This is a genomic window from Terriglobales bacterium, assembly GCA_035624475.1.
In the GTDB taxonomy this organism is placed as follows: Bacteria; Acidobacteriota; Terriglobia; order Terriglobales; family Acidobacteriaceae; genus DASPRL01.
In genome coordinates, this window is the sequence record DASPRL010000354.1 from 1 (window position 1) to 14,490 (window position 14,490).

Below are 14,490 nucleotides of genomic sequence, written 5' to 3' on the forward strand. Positions count from 1 at the left end.
TTCGGGGTGCGCTGGGAGTACTACGGGCAGGCCATCAACCTGCTGCACGACCTGACCCTGGCGCGCGAGACCGGGCCGACTCCTTTCTGGGACACGACCCTGCCCATCGAGCGCCGCACCATCACCGAAGTCGCCCAGGACACCAACAACTGGGGTCCCAACGTCGGCTTCGCCTACACCCCGCACATCTTCCCGGGCCTCTTCGGCCGGGACAAGACGGTCATCCGGGGCGGCTTCCGCATCGCCTACGATCCGGAGTTCTACAACATCTTCCTGAACGTAGCGACGGCGGCCCCGGTGGTGAACGCGGGCACGATCGTTTGCTCTCCGTCCCCGTGCGCCAGTCCGGTTCCTTTCCCGGCCGGTGGCGCGACCGGAGCCTCGCTGCGGGCGGCCGGATACCTGGCGTTCATCCCTGTGGGATCGGACCCGGGTTTCCGCACCACCACCCGCGTGACCAACGACTTCCACAATCCCTACGCGGAGCAGTGGAACCTCGGCTTCCAGCGTGAATTGAACTCCAATATCGCGCTGGAGGTGAACTACGTGGGCAACCACACGGTGGGCAACTTCCAGACCGTCAACGGCAACCCCTTCCTGGGCCCCATCGGTGGGGGCGTAGGGTCGGGGATTGCCAACGACTTCCCGGCGCTGGTTCCGGCCGGGGTGACGCAGTGCGCGACCCCTGGGCAGCCGGGCTTCAACACCCGCCCGCTGTGCAGCAACACGCTGTTCCGCCTGCGCGCCAACACGGCCTGGTCCACCTATCACGGGTTGCAGAGCGAACTGCGCATCCAGAACTGGCACGGCTTGAGTTCCGGCTTTGCCTGGACCTGGAGCCACGCCATCGACAACGTCAGCGAGATCTTCTCGACGGCGGCTGCCGGCGTCGGCGTGGCCGGTGCGCAGAACTTCTTCAACTCGGACCAGCCGGAGACCGGCACGGGTGGGACTTCCTACACCCACGTCATCTCCCTCTGGTTTATCTATGAACTGCCCTGGTACAAGAGCCAGGCGGGCTTCCTGGGTAAGGTGCTGGGCGGGTGGCAGTTGAACGGCATCTACCGTTACCGCTCGGGTGAGCCCTTCAACCCGCTGCAGGGAGTGGCCAGCAACTACTGCGACCCCTCCTTCAATGCCACGTTCTACGGCGTTGACACTTGCCGGCCGCTGCTGAACGATCCCAGCGCCCCCCTCGACACGGTGGGTATCTTCGATGGGACCTGCACGCTCCAGGATCCGTTCGGGGTGGGCACCACGCAGTTCCACTGGGTGTTCAACGACACCCAGGCGGCGCTGTGCCTGGGCAACCCCTTCCTGGGTATCGGCCGCAACACCCTGCGCGCGCAGACGTTCAACAACCTGGACTTCGGCGTGTACAAGAACTTCAAGATGGGCGAGCGCGTGACCTTGCAGGTCCAGGCCAACGGCTTCAACGTCTTGAACCGGCAATACCGCGGCACGCCGGACCCGTTCCTGGACGACGGCGGGTTCTCCACCGTCGGCAGCTCGTTCATGAACAACTTCTTCAACACCAGCGGCAACCGCAGCTTTACCTTCGGCATGAGGTGGATCTTCTAACCTCGGCCCAAGGCAGCGGTTCCACTTCGAGGCCAGCCGCAAGGCTGGCCTCTCTTTCTTGCCGGCGGGAGGTGAAAGGCTGGGGCACTAGGGCGGGGGAGGCGATATACTATCGGACTCCGCGTCCCCTGCGGCTCCGGTTGGGGCCGCCCCGGCCCCCGCTCGGCGAATTCCATGAAACGAAAGCCGCGCGATTTCCGTATCTAGGAGGGTGACGATTGGCGGGTTCGGCAGTCTGATAGTGGAAGCCTGGATTTGAAGCCTTTGATTTCCCTGGGAGACAAACGCATGCGACGTTCGTGGTTGGTCCTCGCTCTCGCTGTGCTGGCGGCGGCTGCGGCCCCGGGTTCGGCCTGGGCGCAGCAGTCCTATAACTATGCCAAGGGAAGCCCGCAGCTTCCCTTCGTGCTGCGCCCCTACATCCCGCATCACGTGCCCGAGCCGGTGTTCACCAACAGCCCCCGCATCGACCAGCTCATGAAGGACGGGAAGATCTACCTCTCGCTGGACGATGCCATCGCCATGGCCCTGGAGAACAACCTGGACCTGGCCATCGCGCGCATCACCCTGCCCATCGCCGACACCGACATCCTGCGCGCCAAGGGCGGCGGGACCATCCGCGGCGTGCCCTCGGGCGTGGTGCAGAACACCCCTGGCGGCGGGGTGGGCGGCTTCGGCTCGGGCGCGCCCGGCACCGGCCCTGGAGGCACCACCCTGGCCACGGGCGGGGCGGGCGCGGGCGCCGGCGGCCTGGCCACCACCACCCTGGGCGTGGGCTCCGCCATCGATTCCTACGACCCCATCTTGAGCTCGAACCTGGCGCTGGAGTACGCGACCTTCCCCACCGCCAACATCGTCACCACCGGCATCCCCAACGTGCAGCAGAACACCGCCACCGCCAACTTCAGCTACTTCCAGGGCTTTGGCACCGGCACGGCCATGAGCGTGAGCTTCCAGAACCTGCGGGCCTCCACCAACAGCCTGTTCCAGATCCTCTCCCCGGACGTGTCTTCGGGTTTCCGTTTGACCCTGCGGCAGCACCTGCTCTCGGGCTTCGGCTTCGGCCCCAACCAGCGCTTCATCCGCATCGCCAAGAACAACCGCGAGGTCTCCGACGTGGCCTTCCGCCTGCAGGTGATCACCACCGTCACCCAGATCGAGAACATCTACACCGACCTGGTGACCGCCTACGAGGACCTGAAGGTGAAGGAGCGCTCGCTGGCGCTGGCCGAGAAGACGCTCGCCGATAACCGGAAGCAGGTGGAGATCGGGACGCTGGCCCCCATCGAGATCGTGCGCGCGGAGAGCGAGGTGGCCTCGCGCAACCAGGACCTGATCGTCTCCCAGACCGCGCTGCAGTTGCAGCAGTTGCTGATGCTGAACGCCATCACCAAGACCACCAGCGACCCGGTCCTGGGCGCCGCCCCCGTGATCCCCACCGACACCGTGGAGGTGCCCGCGCAGGAGCCTACGGTACCGCTGCAGGACCTGATCAAGGAGGCGCTCGACCATCGTCCCGAGCTGCGCGAGAACATCATCAACCTGAAGAACCAGGAGATCAACAAGAAGTCGGCGGCCAACGCTTTGCTGCCTACCGTGGACCTGCTGGGGTGGTATGGAACCAGCGCCCTGGGCGGCGCCCTCAACCCCCTGACCCCCTGCGGCGGCCTGGGCGAGCCTCCCTGCGACCTGCACCGCACCGGCTTCCCCGAGGCCTTCGCCAACACGCTGCGGGCCAACAATCCCGACTATGGCATCGGGCTGAACGTGACCATCCCCATCCGCAACCGCCCCGCGCAGGCCGACCAGGTCCGTTCGGAGCTGGAGTATCGCCAGGCACAGATCCGGCTGCAGCAGCAGCAGAACCAGATCGGCATCGAGGTGCGCAACGCCCAGGTGGGTGTGGTGCAGAACCGGGCGCGCGTGGAGGCGGCCCGCAAGGGCCGCGAGTTGGCCCAGCAGACCCTGGAAGCCGAGCAGAAGAAGTTCCAGTTGGGAGCCTCCACCCCCATCCTGGTGCTGCAGGCGCAGCGCGACCTGGCCCAGGCGGAATCCAACGTGGTGACCGCCATGTCCTCCTACGCCAAGTCCAAGGTGGAGCTGGATCGCGCCACCGGCCTGACCCTGGCCCATCTGGGCATCGACATGGGCGACGCCGAGAGCGGCGTGGTCACCAAGATGCCCAACGTGCCGGGCGTGGTGAAGGCCGGCGCGGATGCCCAGGAGGGCACCCCGCCCAAGCCCTGAGGCGGACGTGATATGGTTGCGCGAGGCTGGAGCCCCCGGCTCCGGTCTCGCGCGCTTTTTTATGCCGCTTTCCATCGCCATCATCACCCTCAACGAGGAAGCCAAGCTGGGCAGGACGCTGGAGAGCCTGCGCGGCCTGGCCGACGAAGTCCTCGTGGTGGACTCGGGCTCGGCCGACCGCACCCTGGAGATCGCCCGCGCCCACGGCGCCAAGGTCTTCTGCGAGCCCTGGAAGGGTTACGCCGCCCAGAAGAACTCCGCCATCGCCAAGGCCACCGGCGACTGGGTGCTCTCGCTCGATGCCGACGAGGCCGTGGAGCCCGGGCTGGCGGAGGAGATCCGCGCCGTGATCGCCCGGCCAGGGGATGACGGCATCCACGGCTACTTCATCCCCCGCAAGAACTTCTTCTTTGGGCGCTGGATCAAGCACGGCGGCTACTATCCCGACCCCAAGCTGCGGCTCTTCCGCCGGGGCACCGCGCGTTTTAAGGAGCGGGTCGTGCACGAGAGCATGGAGGCCGACGGCCGCACCGGCCGCCTCCGCCACGCCCTGCTGCACGACGCCTATCCCACCCTGAAGGGCTATGTGGGGGCGTGCAATACGTACTCCTCCCTCAGCGCCGAGATCGCCTACGGCAAGGGCCACCGCCGCTTCCGCCTGTGGAACATCGTGGTTCGCCCCTGGGCCACCTTCGTCTACAACTACTTCGTCCGGCTGGGATTTCTGGATGGCAAGGAAGGACTGCTGGTGCACCTCTACCACGCCTGCTACGTATCCTGGACCTACGCCAAGGCATGGGAGCTGGGGCGGAAGAAAGCCCCCTAGCTACTAGCTACCACACTGGCCCCACGTTTTCGATTATCATTAACCGTTTGCCTATGGCCGAGAAGAAGAGGAACGGCAAGAAGCCCGGAGTAGCCGAGAGCCCCATCCAGGACGTCTTCGAGGGACGGCAGCCCGCCGACTCCGAAAAGCGCTGGGCGGAAGAGAGCCTGGCGCCGGCGCTGGAAAAGGCGCCGGAGCGGCCCATCGGCGAGTCCACCGGCGTCAACCTGGACGAGCACGGCACCGCCCGCTTCACCACCATCTCGGGCGTGCCCGTGCGCCGCCTCTACACTCCCGCCGATCTGCCCCAGGACTGGTCCTACGAGAAGTACCTGAACTATCCCGGGCAGCCGCCCTACACGCGCGGCATCCACGCCACCGGCTATCGCGGCAGGCTCTGGACCATGCGCCAGTTCTCCGGCTTCGCCTCGCCGGAGGAGACCAACCGGCGCTACAAGTACCTGCTGGCCGCGGGCGGGGGCGGGCTCTCGGTGGCCTTCGACCTGCCTACCCTGATGGGCTACGACTCCGACCACGCCGCCAGCGAAGGCGAAGTGGGCAAGTGCGGCGTGGCCATCGATTCGCTGGAGGACATGGAGATCCTCTTCGCCGGCATCGACCTGGAGAAGACCACGGTCTCCATGACCATCAACTCGCCCGCCTCCGTGCTCTGGGCCATGTACCTGGCGGTGGCGGAGAAGCAGGGCGCCGACTGGAAGAAGGTCTCCGGCACTATCCAGAACGACATCTTGAAGGAATACATCGCGCAGAAGGAGTACATCTATCCGCCCGCGCCCTCCATGCGCCTGGTGGTCGACACCTTCGAGTTCGGCTCGCGCTTCACGCCGCGCTTCAACACCATCTCCATCAGCGGCTACCACATCCGCGAGGCGGGCTCGACCGCGCTGCAGGAATTGGCCTTCACCGTTTACGACGGCGTGGAGTACGTGGAGTGGGCGCGGCGCCGCGGCCTGGACGTGGACGAATTCGGACCCCGCCTCAGCTTCTTCTTCAACGCCCACAACGACTTCTTCGAGGAGATCGCCAAGTACCGCGCCGCGCGCAAGATCTGGTACCGGCTGATGAAGGACCGCTTCGGGACGCAGAAGGAGCGCACCCGCCTGCTGCGCTTCCACACCCAGACCGCCGGGGTCTCGCTCACCGCGCAGCAGCCCATGAACAACATCGCGCGCGTCGCCATCCAGGCGCTGGCTGCGGTGCTGGGCGGCACCCAGTCGCTGCATTGCGACGGCTACGACGAGGCCCTGGCCCTGCCCACCGAAGAGGCCGCGCGCATCGCGCTGCGCACCCAGCAGATCATCGCCTACGAGTCGGGCGTGGCCCAGACGGTGGACCCGCTGGGCGGCTCCTACTTCCTGGAGCGCCTCACTCTCGACATGGAGAAGGGCGCTTTCGATTACTTCGAGAAGCTGGACGCCATGGGCGGCATGGTGCAGGCCATCGAGCGCGGCTATCCCCAGAAGGAGATCGCCGAGGCCAGCTACCAGTATCAGCGCGCGGTGGAGGCGCGGGAGAAGATCATCGTCGGGGTCAACGACTTCAGCATCGAGGAGCAGCCGCCGGAGACCCTCTACATCGACGAGAAGGTGGCCCAGCACCAGAGCGAGAAGCTGAAGGCGCTGCGCCAGCGGCGCTCCAACGACGAAGTTCGCCGGCGCCTGGACGCGCTCAAGCAGGCCGCCGCCCAGGAGCCGGAAAAGCCCGCCCAGAGCGGGATTTCGCCGGTCAACACCATGCCCTTCCTGGTGGACGCGGTCCGCGCCTACGCCACCGTAGGCGAGATCTGCGAGGCTTTGCGCGAGGTGTACGGGACCTACACCGAGACCAGCATCACGTAGAATTGGGCCATCGGGTCATCGCTCCGTCGGCCGCAGAACAGAACCCGCGTGACCTGGAACGCCAAAGCGGCTAACATCTCCTGCCAATCCAGCCGCCACCCAGCCGGAAGGAGCGCCGATGGCCAACCATCGCGTACGGTTTACCGTTCCCTATCGCGACCTCGGACGCGCGGACGTGGAATTCAAGATCTATGCGGCGGCGCGGCGCGGGCGTCGCATCCGGCACATCATCGGGACGCTGTTGGTGAGCCACGGCGCCCTGGAATGGCGCTCGCGCAAGAAGCACATCAAGGTCCGGCTGGACTGGGACGACTTCGACCGCTTCATGCAGAGCCGGCGGGATTGAATCTTCCAAGCCGGGCCGCGAATCCAATCCCCTCATGCAAGAAGCCGTCGACCATCTCAAGTCCGCCGATCCGGTCCTGGCCGAGCTGATCGAGCGTGTCGGGCCGCCCCGCATCCAGTACCGCGAGCCTACCTTTGAGATCCTGGTGCGCTCCATCGCCTTCCAGCAGTTGAACGGCAAGGCCGCCTCGACCATCTACAACCGCCTGGTGGAGGCCGCGGGCGGCCGCATCACCCCCGACTCCATCCTCCGGCTGCGGCCGCAGAAGATGCGCGCCGCCGGGCTCTCCCGCCAGAAGCTCTCCTACATCCGCGATCTGGCTCGCCAGACTCGCGCCGGCCAGGTGGACTTCGCCCGCCTGCCGCACCTGCCCGACCACGAGGTCATCGCTCACCTGACGCGCGTGAAGGGCATCGGGGAGTGGAGCGCGCACATGTTCCTGCTCTTCGCCCTGCGCCGCCCCGATGTGTTGCCCACCGGCGACTTCGGCGTCTGCAACGCCATCCGCAGGCTCTACAAGAAGCGCACCATGCCCACGCCCCGCCAGGTGGAGCGCCTCGCTCGGCCCTGGCATCCCCACTGCTCGCTGGCGGCCTGGTACCTGTGGCGCAGCGCCGACGGCGATTGAGTAATCGGGGAATTGTGGAATCGGGGAAATGAACCAGCCGCGCCGGAGCACCAGCATTTCCATTGCTCGATTCCCCGATCACTCAATTGCTCAATGGCGCGACCCGTGATGTATCCTAGTCATGGCTCCGATGGCTGACGAGAGAAAGATCCGTGTCCTGGTGGCCAAGCCCGGCCTGGATGGCCATGACCGCGGCGCCAAGGTCATCGCCCGGGCGCTGCGCGACGCCGGCATGGAGGTCATCTACACCGGCCTGCGCCAGACCCCGGAGATGGTGGTCAGCGCCGCCCTGCAGGAGGACGTGGACGTGATCGGCCTCTCCATCCTCAGCGGCGCCCACAACGCCATCGTCCCCCGCCTCATGGAGCTGCTGCGCCAGAGCAAGATGGACGACGTGCTGGTGCTGGTGGGCGGCATCATCCCCGACGTGGACGTTCCCGGCCTGAAGCAGGCGGGCGTGGCCGCGGTCTTCCAGCCCGGCACGCCCATGGACGAGATCATCGAGTTCATCCGCAAGAACGTGAAGCCGCGCGGCGTGCCCGCGACCTGACGCGAGGAGCCCATCCGCCAAGAGCAGCTCATCCAGCAAGCCACCGGCCCTACGCCCTGGTACTGGAGCACCTTCCCCGAGCCCGTGGGCGCCTCCGGGCGGCGCTACCGCTGGACCTATCACGGCGAGCAGGAGGCCATCGCCTCGCTGGTCACGCTGGCCCCGCGCGACGAGCCCGCCAGCACCTGCCTGGCGCTCAACTACTACTGCTGGCCCTTCCTGCTGCCCCAGGGCCGCCTGGGGCTGTGGTGCAACGAGCCTCGCTACGTCCGCCTGCTGGCCTTCGAGCTCGACGCCCTGGCCGCCTTCCCCCTGCACGACATCGCCGGCTGGTTCAACAAGTCGCAGGAGCGGGTGTACGCCGCCACCGCGCCGCTCGCAGAGATGGAACTGCCCTGGGATATGCCGGCGGGGATGCAGAACGTCGCCGTGCCTCAGGAATTCCGCGGGGTGGAGGAGCTGCTGATCATCAGCTCCCATCCAGGGGCGGGCAAGGATGAGCCCGCTTGCGCCGTCTTCGCGCTGCGACCCGGCCATGGCACCGTGGAAGTGCTGCCGCAGAGGTGGTTCACCGCCGGCGAGTACGACATCGGGCGGCAGTGGCTGACGCGGGTGGCTCGCGACCCCGCCACCGGGCGCATCGTGGGCGAGGGCATCCGCGTGGGCAAGTTCGAGCTGGATGACGCCGGCACCGACGTGGCCAGGTGGCTGGAGTGAGCATTCGTCAAGAACCAGGGCCGGACATCGGGGCCAGAAACAACCATTGAGGGTGTCATCCTTCGCGAGGCAAAGCCGAGCGGAGGATCTGACGAAGTCGCCTGCACAACCGCCACGGTAGCGTAGGCGGTTTCGTCAGATCCTCCCGCCTCCCTTCGGTCGGCGGAAGGATGACAGCCAATAAAGGGTCTGTCCCAGCGGCAAGATTCGGTATGCCAGTGAAGTCCTACTACGTCTACATCATGGCTAGTCACCGCCGTGTGCTCTACACAGGTGTGACCAGCAAGCTGGAGACACGTGCTGGGCAGCATCAGGACGATGTTTTCGAAGGCAGTTTCACAGCACGATACAGAGTTCACAAGTTGGTCTATTTCGAGACCTACTCCAGCATCCACCGGGCCATCGCCAGGGAGAAGACTATCAAGCATTTCACGCGGGCGGAGAAGATCAAGTTGATCGAGTCCGCAAATCCCAAGTGGCACGACCTGAGCGAGCAGTGGAAACGGAGGCCTCAGATCCTCCCGGCTCGCTTCGCTCGGCGGAAGGATGACATCTCCATGGGACTCGGATTTGTCATTGAGGATCGCCGTGGCGTTCGCATCCTCCGCCTGCACTCCGCCGACGGCACCAACCGGCTGACGGCGGCGGCCGTCATGTCGCTGACTAACGCCATACGCAGCCTGGCCGCCGAGCCGCGTCCCCTCATCCTCACCGGCAACCACAAGTTCTTTTCTGCGGGCGCGGACCTGGTCGAGATCGCCGCCCTCACCGGCGCCGCAGCCTTCGCTTTTGCGAGGATGGGCCAGGAATTGATGTCCGTCGTGGACCGCTTCCCCGCCCCGGTCATCGCCGCCGTCTGCGGCTACTGCATGGGTGGCGGCCTGGACCTGGCGCTGGCCTGTGACTACCGCATCGCGCATCCGCACGCCGTCTTCGGTCACCGCGGCGCGGCCCTGGGCCTGATCACCGGATGGGGCGGGACCCAGCGCCTGCCGCGGCTGGTGGGCAAAGGGCGCGCTCTCGAGATGCTCGTGGCCGCCGAAAAGGTCACGGCATCGCAGGCCCAGCGCATCGGTCTGGTGGAACAGATCGCCGACGATCCCGTGGCCGCTGCAATTGCGCGCGTGGCCCCGCTGATGTAGGGTAGATTGTTTTCAGCCGCTCCCCATGCCTGACCCGAAGCATCCCAGCGCCTCCGTACTCGCCTCCAAGGTGGACCCCACCTCGGTGCGCTTCGAGAAGAACATGCGCGCCATGGCCGAGCTGGTGGCCGAGTTCCGCAACCAGGAAGAGAAGATCAGCGAGGGCGGCGGCGCCGGCGCCATCGAGAGCCAGCACAAGAAGGGGCGGCTGACCGGGCGCGAGCGCCTGGCCCTGCTGCTCGACCCGGGCACCGAACTCTTCGAGCTGGGCGCCTACGCCGCCTGGGGCATGTACGAGGAGTGGGGCGGCGCGCCGGCGGCGGGCGTGGTCACCGGGCTGGGACGCATCCACGGCCGCCTGTTCATGCTCATCGTGAACGACGCCACCGTGAAGGCGGGCGCTTTCTTCCCCATGACCAGCAAGAAGGTCATCCGGGCGCAGAACATCGCCATCGAGAACCGCATTCCCACCATCTACCTGGTGGACTCGGCCGGGGTCTTCCTGCCGCTGCAGGAGGACGTCTTCCCCGGCACCGACGACTTCGGGCGCGTCTTCCGCAACAACGCCGTGATGAGCGCCATGGGTATCCCCCAGATCGCCGCCATCATGGGCATGTGCGTGGCCGGGGGCGGCTACCTGCCGGTGATGTGCGACCACGTGCTCATGACCGACGGCAGCGGGCTCTTCCTGGCCGGCCCCGCGCTGGTGCAGGCCGCCATCGGGCAGAAGATCGACGCCGAGAGCCTGGGGGGCGCCAGGATGCACGCCGAGATCAGCGGCACCGTGGACTACCGCGAGCCCAACGACGAGGCCTGCCTGGCCCGCATCCGCTCCCTGGTGGAGAAGATGGGCCGGCGGGCCGGCGCCCCCTTCGACCGCAAGAAGCCCGAGCCCCCCGCCTTCGCCGCCGAGGAGACCTACGGCATCTTCGAATCTGACCCCTCGCGCCAGTACGACATGAAGGAAGTGATCGCGCGCATCGTGGACGGCAGCCGCTTCGACGAGTATCGCCCCGAGTACGGCGAGACCCTGCTCTGCGGCTTCGCCCGCATCGGCGGCTATGCCGTGGGCATCGTGGCCAACCAGAAGTCCCACGTCACCATGCTCGACCACGCCGGGCAGAAGCGGGTGGAGTTCGGCGGCGTCATCTACACCGAGAGCGCGGAGAAGGCCGCGCGCTTCATCATGGACTGCAACCAGAACCTGGTGCCGCTCATCTTCCTCCACGACGTGAACGGCTTCATGGTGGGCCGCGACGCGGAATGGAGCGGCATCATCAAGGCCGGGGCCAAGATGGTGAATGCGGTCTCCAATTCGGTGGTGCCCAAGATCACGGTCATCGTGGGCGGCTCCTTCGGCGCCGGCCACTACGCCATGTGCGGCAAGGCCTACGACCCGCGCTTCGTCTTCGCCTGGCCCACCGCGCGCTATGCGGTGATGAGCGGCGATTCCGCCGCCGGCACCCTGGTCGAGATCAAGATCAAGCAACTGGAGCGCGGCGGCAAGAAACTGAGCGACGAGGAGAAGAAGGAGCTCTACGAGTCGGTGAAGAAGACCTACGACGAGCAGACCGACTCGCGCTACGCCGCCGCCCGCCTCTGGGTCGACAAGATCATCGATCCCATGGAGACGCGCGAGGCCCTGATCCAGGCCCTGGAGGCGGCCTCGCTCAACCCCGACGTGCCCCAGTTCAAGACTGGGGTGCTGCAAACATAGTGCCTGACGCCATCAAACTCGTGGAGTGCCCGCGCGATGCCTGGCAGGGGCTGAAGGCGCAGATCCCCACCGAGGTCAAGGTGGCCTACCTGCGCGCCCTCATCGGCGCTGGCTTCAAGCACCTGGACGCGGTCTCGTTCGTCTCGCCCAAGTACGTGCCGCAGATGGCCGACTCGGAAGACGTGCTGGAGCAGCTCGACCCCCCCGACGACGTCGAGATCATCGGCATCGTGGTCAACGAGCGCGGGGTGGAGCGCGCCATCCTCACCGAAGCGGTGCGCACCGTGGGCTTCCCCTATTCCGTCTCGCCCACCTTCCTGCGCAATAATCAGAAGCAATCGCTGGAGGAGGCGGTGGAGATGCTGGAGAAGATCAAGCAGAAGTCCGACGAGGCCGGCCTGGACACCGTGGCCTACATCTCCATGGCCTTCGGTAATCCCTACGGCGACCTGTGGAACCCGGAGGAGGTGCTGGAGGCGGTGGGCATCGTCGCCGACATGAACGTGAAGACCATCTCCCTGGCCGACACCGTGGGCCTGGCCGCCAGCGAGACCATCGCCCAGGTGGTGACCGCGGTGCTGGAGAAGTACGATCACCTGGAGATCGGCGTGCACTTGCACGGGCGGCAGGAGCAGGCCGTGGACAAGGTGCTGGCCGCCTACGACGCCGGCTGCCGCCGCTTCGACTCCGCCCTGGGCGGTCTGGGCGGCTGTCCCTTCGCCCAGGACATGCTGGTGGGCAACGTCCCCACCGAGCGCCTGCTGGAGGGTTTTGCCCGCCACGCGGTGGACATCCCCATCCGCAAGCCGCTGGAGAACGTGCTCAAGATGAACGCCGACATCGAGACCAAGTATGCGGTCGAGGTCCGCCACTGATGCCCGACTTCAAGACTCTGCTGCTCACCGAGGAGAACGGCATCGCCACCCTCACCCTGAATCGCCCCGACAAGCGCAATGCGCTCAGCCTGGAGGTGGTGGGCGAGTTGCTACAGGCGCTGGACACGGTCGAGCAGTCAGTGGCGAATGTCCTGGTCATCACCGGCGCCGGCAAGGCTTTCTGCGCCGGGCTCGACATCGAGAATCTCAAAGACCTGCTGGGCAGGAGCCACGAAGAGAACGTCAAGGACTCGGCCTTCCTGGCCTCGTTCTTCCGACGCCTCTACGACTTCCCCAAGCCGACCATCGCGGCGGTGAACGGAGCCGCCATCGCCGGCGGCACCGGCCTGGCCACCTTCTGCGACTGGACGCTGGCTGTCTTCGAAGCCAAGTTCGGCTACACCGAGGTGCGCATCGGCTTCGTACCCGCCATCGTCTCCTCCGTCCTGGTGTGGCAGGTGGGCCACAAGATCGCGCGCGACCTGCTGATGAGCGGCCGCCTCTTCGACGCCACCGAGGCACATCGCTACGGCCTGGTCAACGAGGTGGTGCCGCCGGAGCGCCTGCTGCCCCGCGCCTACGCCCTGGCGGGCGAGGTCCTGGAGAACAGCCCCTCCTCGGTGCGCCTGACCAAGAAGCTGATCAACGGCTTCCTCCGCCAGCCGCTCGACGAGCAGATCGCGCGGGCGGTCGAGGACAACGCGCGCATCCGCACCACCGCCGACTTCCGCGAGGGCATCTCGTCGTTCCTGGAGAAGCGCAAGCCGCGCTGGAGCGGCAAGTGAACGCCGGCGGCGATCATCACGGGCGGGCCTACGAGTCGCGCCTGCGCGTGCGCTACGCCGAGACCGACCAGATGGGCGTGGTCTATCATTCCAATTTCTTCATCTGGTTCGAGATCGGCAGAGTGGAGATGTTCCGCGCGATGGGCTTCACCTACGAAAGCATGGAGCAGCAGGACGGCTGCCACCTGCCCGTGGCCGACGCCCGCTGCCGCTTCAAGGCCCCGGCGCGCTACGACGACGAGATCTTGCTGCGCACCCGGCTGAAGAACGTGCGCAGCTCCCTGCTGCACTTCGCCTATGACGTGCTGCGGGCGGCGGACGGCACGCTGCTGGCCGAGGGAGAAACCGTGCACATCGTCACCGACGCCAAGATGAACATCGTCCCCCTGCCCGCGAAGTACCGCGCGGCGCTGGAAGGAGCCATGACGCGGTGAGTTTTTACAGTTGTCATCCCGAGGAGCGCAGCGACGAGGGATCTGCATTTCTATGAAGACCATCGAAATCACCGGTCATGATCTGACCCTCGAGCAGGTGGCCGCCGTCGCCTATGGCGAGGCCAACGTCGCGCTCGCCCGCGACGCCCGCCGCGCCGTGGAGAAGGCCCGCGCCGTGGTGGACCAACTGGTGGCGGGCAACAAGGTCGCTTACGCCATCACCACCGGCGTGGGCAAGCTCTCCGACGTGCGCCTCAAGCCGGGAGAGATCCGCGAGGTGCAGGTCAACCTGATGCGCTCGCACGCCGCCGGCGTAGGCGAGCCCCTCTCCGAAGCCGAAGTGCGCGCCATGATGCTGCTGCGCGCCAACTCCCTGGCCAAGGGCTTCTCCGGCGTCCGCCCCGCCGTCATCGAGATGCTCTGCGAGATGCTGGACCGCGGCGTGCATCCTGTCGTCCCGTCGCAAGGCAGCGTGGGGGCGAGCGGCGACCTGGCGCCTCTGGGGCACGTCGGCCTGGTGCTGATCGGCGAAGGTGAGGCCGTCTTCGAGGGCAAGCGCCTGGCGGGCGGTGAGGCCCTCAAGCGCGCCAAGCTCAAGCCCCTGGTGCTGGAGGCCAAGGAGGCGGTCTCGCTGGTCAACGGCACCCAGGCCATGCTGGCAGTGGGGGTGCTGGCGCTGCTGGCTGCCGAGACCCTGGTCGACTCCGCCGACGTGGTAGGCGCGCTCTCCCTCGACGCCCTGCACGGCACCGACACCGCCTTCGACGAGCGCATCCACCAGGC

At 66.6% G+C, this 14,490-nt stretch carries 14 protein-coding genes; all 14 read left to right on the forward strand.

Annotated features, from left to right (window positions below):
- Positions 1-1,581: hypothetical protein (locus VEG08_13915; GenBank protein ID HXZ29084.1), on the forward strand; the 1,581-nt coding region annotated here is incomplete at its 5' end.
- Between the two features lie 288 nt (positions 1,582-1,869).
- Positions 1,870-3,828, forward strand: coding sequence for a TolC family protein (locus tag VEG08_13920; protein HXZ29085.1), 1,959 nt, complete (start codon positions 1,870-1,872; stop codon positions 3,826-3,828).
- A 61-nt stretch (positions 3,829-3,889) separates the two neighbouring features.
- Positions 3,890-4,654 carry a glycosyltransferase family 2 protein gene (locus tag VEG08_13925; protein ID HXZ29086.1) on the forward strand — a complete coding sequence of 255 codons (765 nt, stop codon included), beginning with the start codon at positions 3,890-3,892 and terminating at the stop codon, positions 4,652-4,654.
- Positions 4,655-4,707: 53 nt separating this feature from the next.
- Positions 4,708-6,513, forward strand: a complete 1,806-nt coding sequence (locus tag VEG08_13930; protein HXZ29087.1) for a methylmalonyl-CoA mutase family protein — start codon at positions 4,708-4,710, stop codon at positions 6,511-6,513.
- A 118-nt stretch (positions 6,514-6,631) separates the two neighbouring features.
- Complete coding sequence (locus VEG08_13935) at positions 6,632-6,859, forward strand: hypothetical protein (protein ID HXZ29088.1); 228 nt, start codon at positions 6,632-6,634, stop codon at positions 6,857-6,859.
- A 34-nt stretch (positions 6,860-6,893) separates the two neighbouring features.
- Complete coding sequence (locus VEG08_13940) at positions 6,894-7,487, forward strand: DNA-3-methyladenine glycosylase (protein HXZ29089.1); 594 nt, start codon at positions 6,894-6,896, stop codon at positions 7,485-7,487.
- Between the two features lie 130 nt (positions 7,488-7,617).
- The gene (locus tag VEG08_13945; protein ID HXZ29090.1) at positions 7,618-8,037 is read left to right on the forward strand and encodes a cobalamin B12-binding domain-containing protein; all 420 of its coding nucleotides are present in this window, start codon (positions 7,618-7,620) and stop codon (positions 8,035-8,037) included.
- 84 nt (positions 8,038-8,121) lie between these two features.
- Entirely contained in the window at positions 8,122-8,754 is a 633-nt protein-coding gene (locus tag VEG08_13950; GenBank protein HXZ29091.1) for a hypothetical protein, read from the forward strand.
- Between the two features lie 218 nt (positions 8,755-8,972).
- On the forward strand, positions 8,973-9,896 hold the full coding sequence (locus VEG08_13955) for an enoyl-CoA hydratase-related protein (protein HXZ29092.1): 924 nt from the start codon (positions 8,973-8,975) through the stop codon (positions 9,894-9,896).
- A 25-nt stretch (positions 9,897-9,921) separates the two neighbouring features.
- Complete coding sequence (locus tag VEG08_13960; GenBank protein ID HXZ29093.1) at positions 9,922-11,613, forward strand: acyl-CoA carboxylase subunit beta; 1,692 nt, start codon at positions 9,922-9,924, stop codon at positions 11,611-11,613.
- Positions 11,613-12,488: a hydroxymethylglutaryl-CoA lyase gene (locus VEG08_13965; GenBank protein ID HXZ29094.1), complete on the forward strand. Its 876-nt coding sequence runs from the start codon at positions 11,613-11,615 to the stop codon at positions 12,486-12,488. The genes VEG08_13960 and VEG08_13965 overlap by 1 nt, the downstream gene beginning before the upstream one ends.
- Positions 12,488-13,273: an enoyl-CoA hydratase-related protein gene (locus VEG08_13970; GenBank protein ID HXZ29095.1), complete on the forward strand. Its 786-nt coding sequence runs from the start codon at positions 12,488-12,490 to the stop codon at positions 13,271-13,273. The genes VEG08_13965 and VEG08_13970 overlap by 1 nt, the downstream gene beginning before the upstream one ends.
- The gene (locus tag VEG08_13975; GenBank protein HXZ29096.1) at positions 13,270-13,707 is read left to right on the forward strand and encodes a thioesterase family protein; all 438 of its coding nucleotides are present in this window, start codon (positions 13,270-13,272) and stop codon (positions 13,705-13,707) included. The genes VEG08_13970 and VEG08_13975 overlap by 4 nt, the downstream gene beginning before the upstream one ends.
- Before the next feature lie 52 nt (positions 13,708-13,759).
- The coding region (locus tag VEG08_13980) for an aromatic amino acid lyase (GenBank protein HXZ29097.1) at positions 13,760-14,490 on the forward strand (731 nt) is incomplete at its 3' end.

What these genes read in the sequence shown, in the direction of transcription:
- VEG08_13940 (HXZ29089.1), top strand. Translation starts at nt 6,894, where the DNA reads ATGCAAGAAGCCGTCGACCATCTCAAGTCCGCCGATCCGGTCCTGGCC.
- VEG08_13920 (HXZ29085.1), top strand. Translation starts at nt 1,870, where the DNA reads ATGCGACGTTCGTGGTTGGTCCTCGCTCTCGCTGTGCTGGCGGCGGCT.
- VEG08_13930 (HXZ29087.1), top strand. Translation starts at nt 4,708, where the DNA reads ATGGCCGAGAAGAAGAGGAACGGCAAGAAGCCCGGAGTAGCCGAGAGC.
- VEG08_13935 (HXZ29088.1), top strand. Translation starts at nt 6,632, where the DNA reads ATGGCCAACCATCGCGTACGGTTTACCGTTCCCTATCGCGACCTCGGA.
- VEG08_13945 (HXZ29090.1), top strand. Translation starts at nt 7,618, where the DNA reads ATGGCTGACGAGAGAAAGATCCGTGTCCTGGTGGCCAAGCCCGGCCTG.
- VEG08_13925 (HXZ29086.1), top strand. Translation starts at nt 3,890, where the DNA reads ATGCCGCTTTCCATCGCCATCATCACCCTCAACGAGGAAGCCAAGCTG.
- VEG08_13970 (HXZ29095.1), top strand. Translation starts at nt 12,488, where the DNA reads ATGCCCGACTTCAAGACTCTGCTGCTCACCGAGGAGAACGGCATCGCC.
- VEG08_13960 (HXZ29093.1), top strand. Translation starts at nt 9,922, where the DNA reads ATGCCTGACCCGAAGCATCCCAGCGCCTCCGTACTCGCCTCCAAGGTG.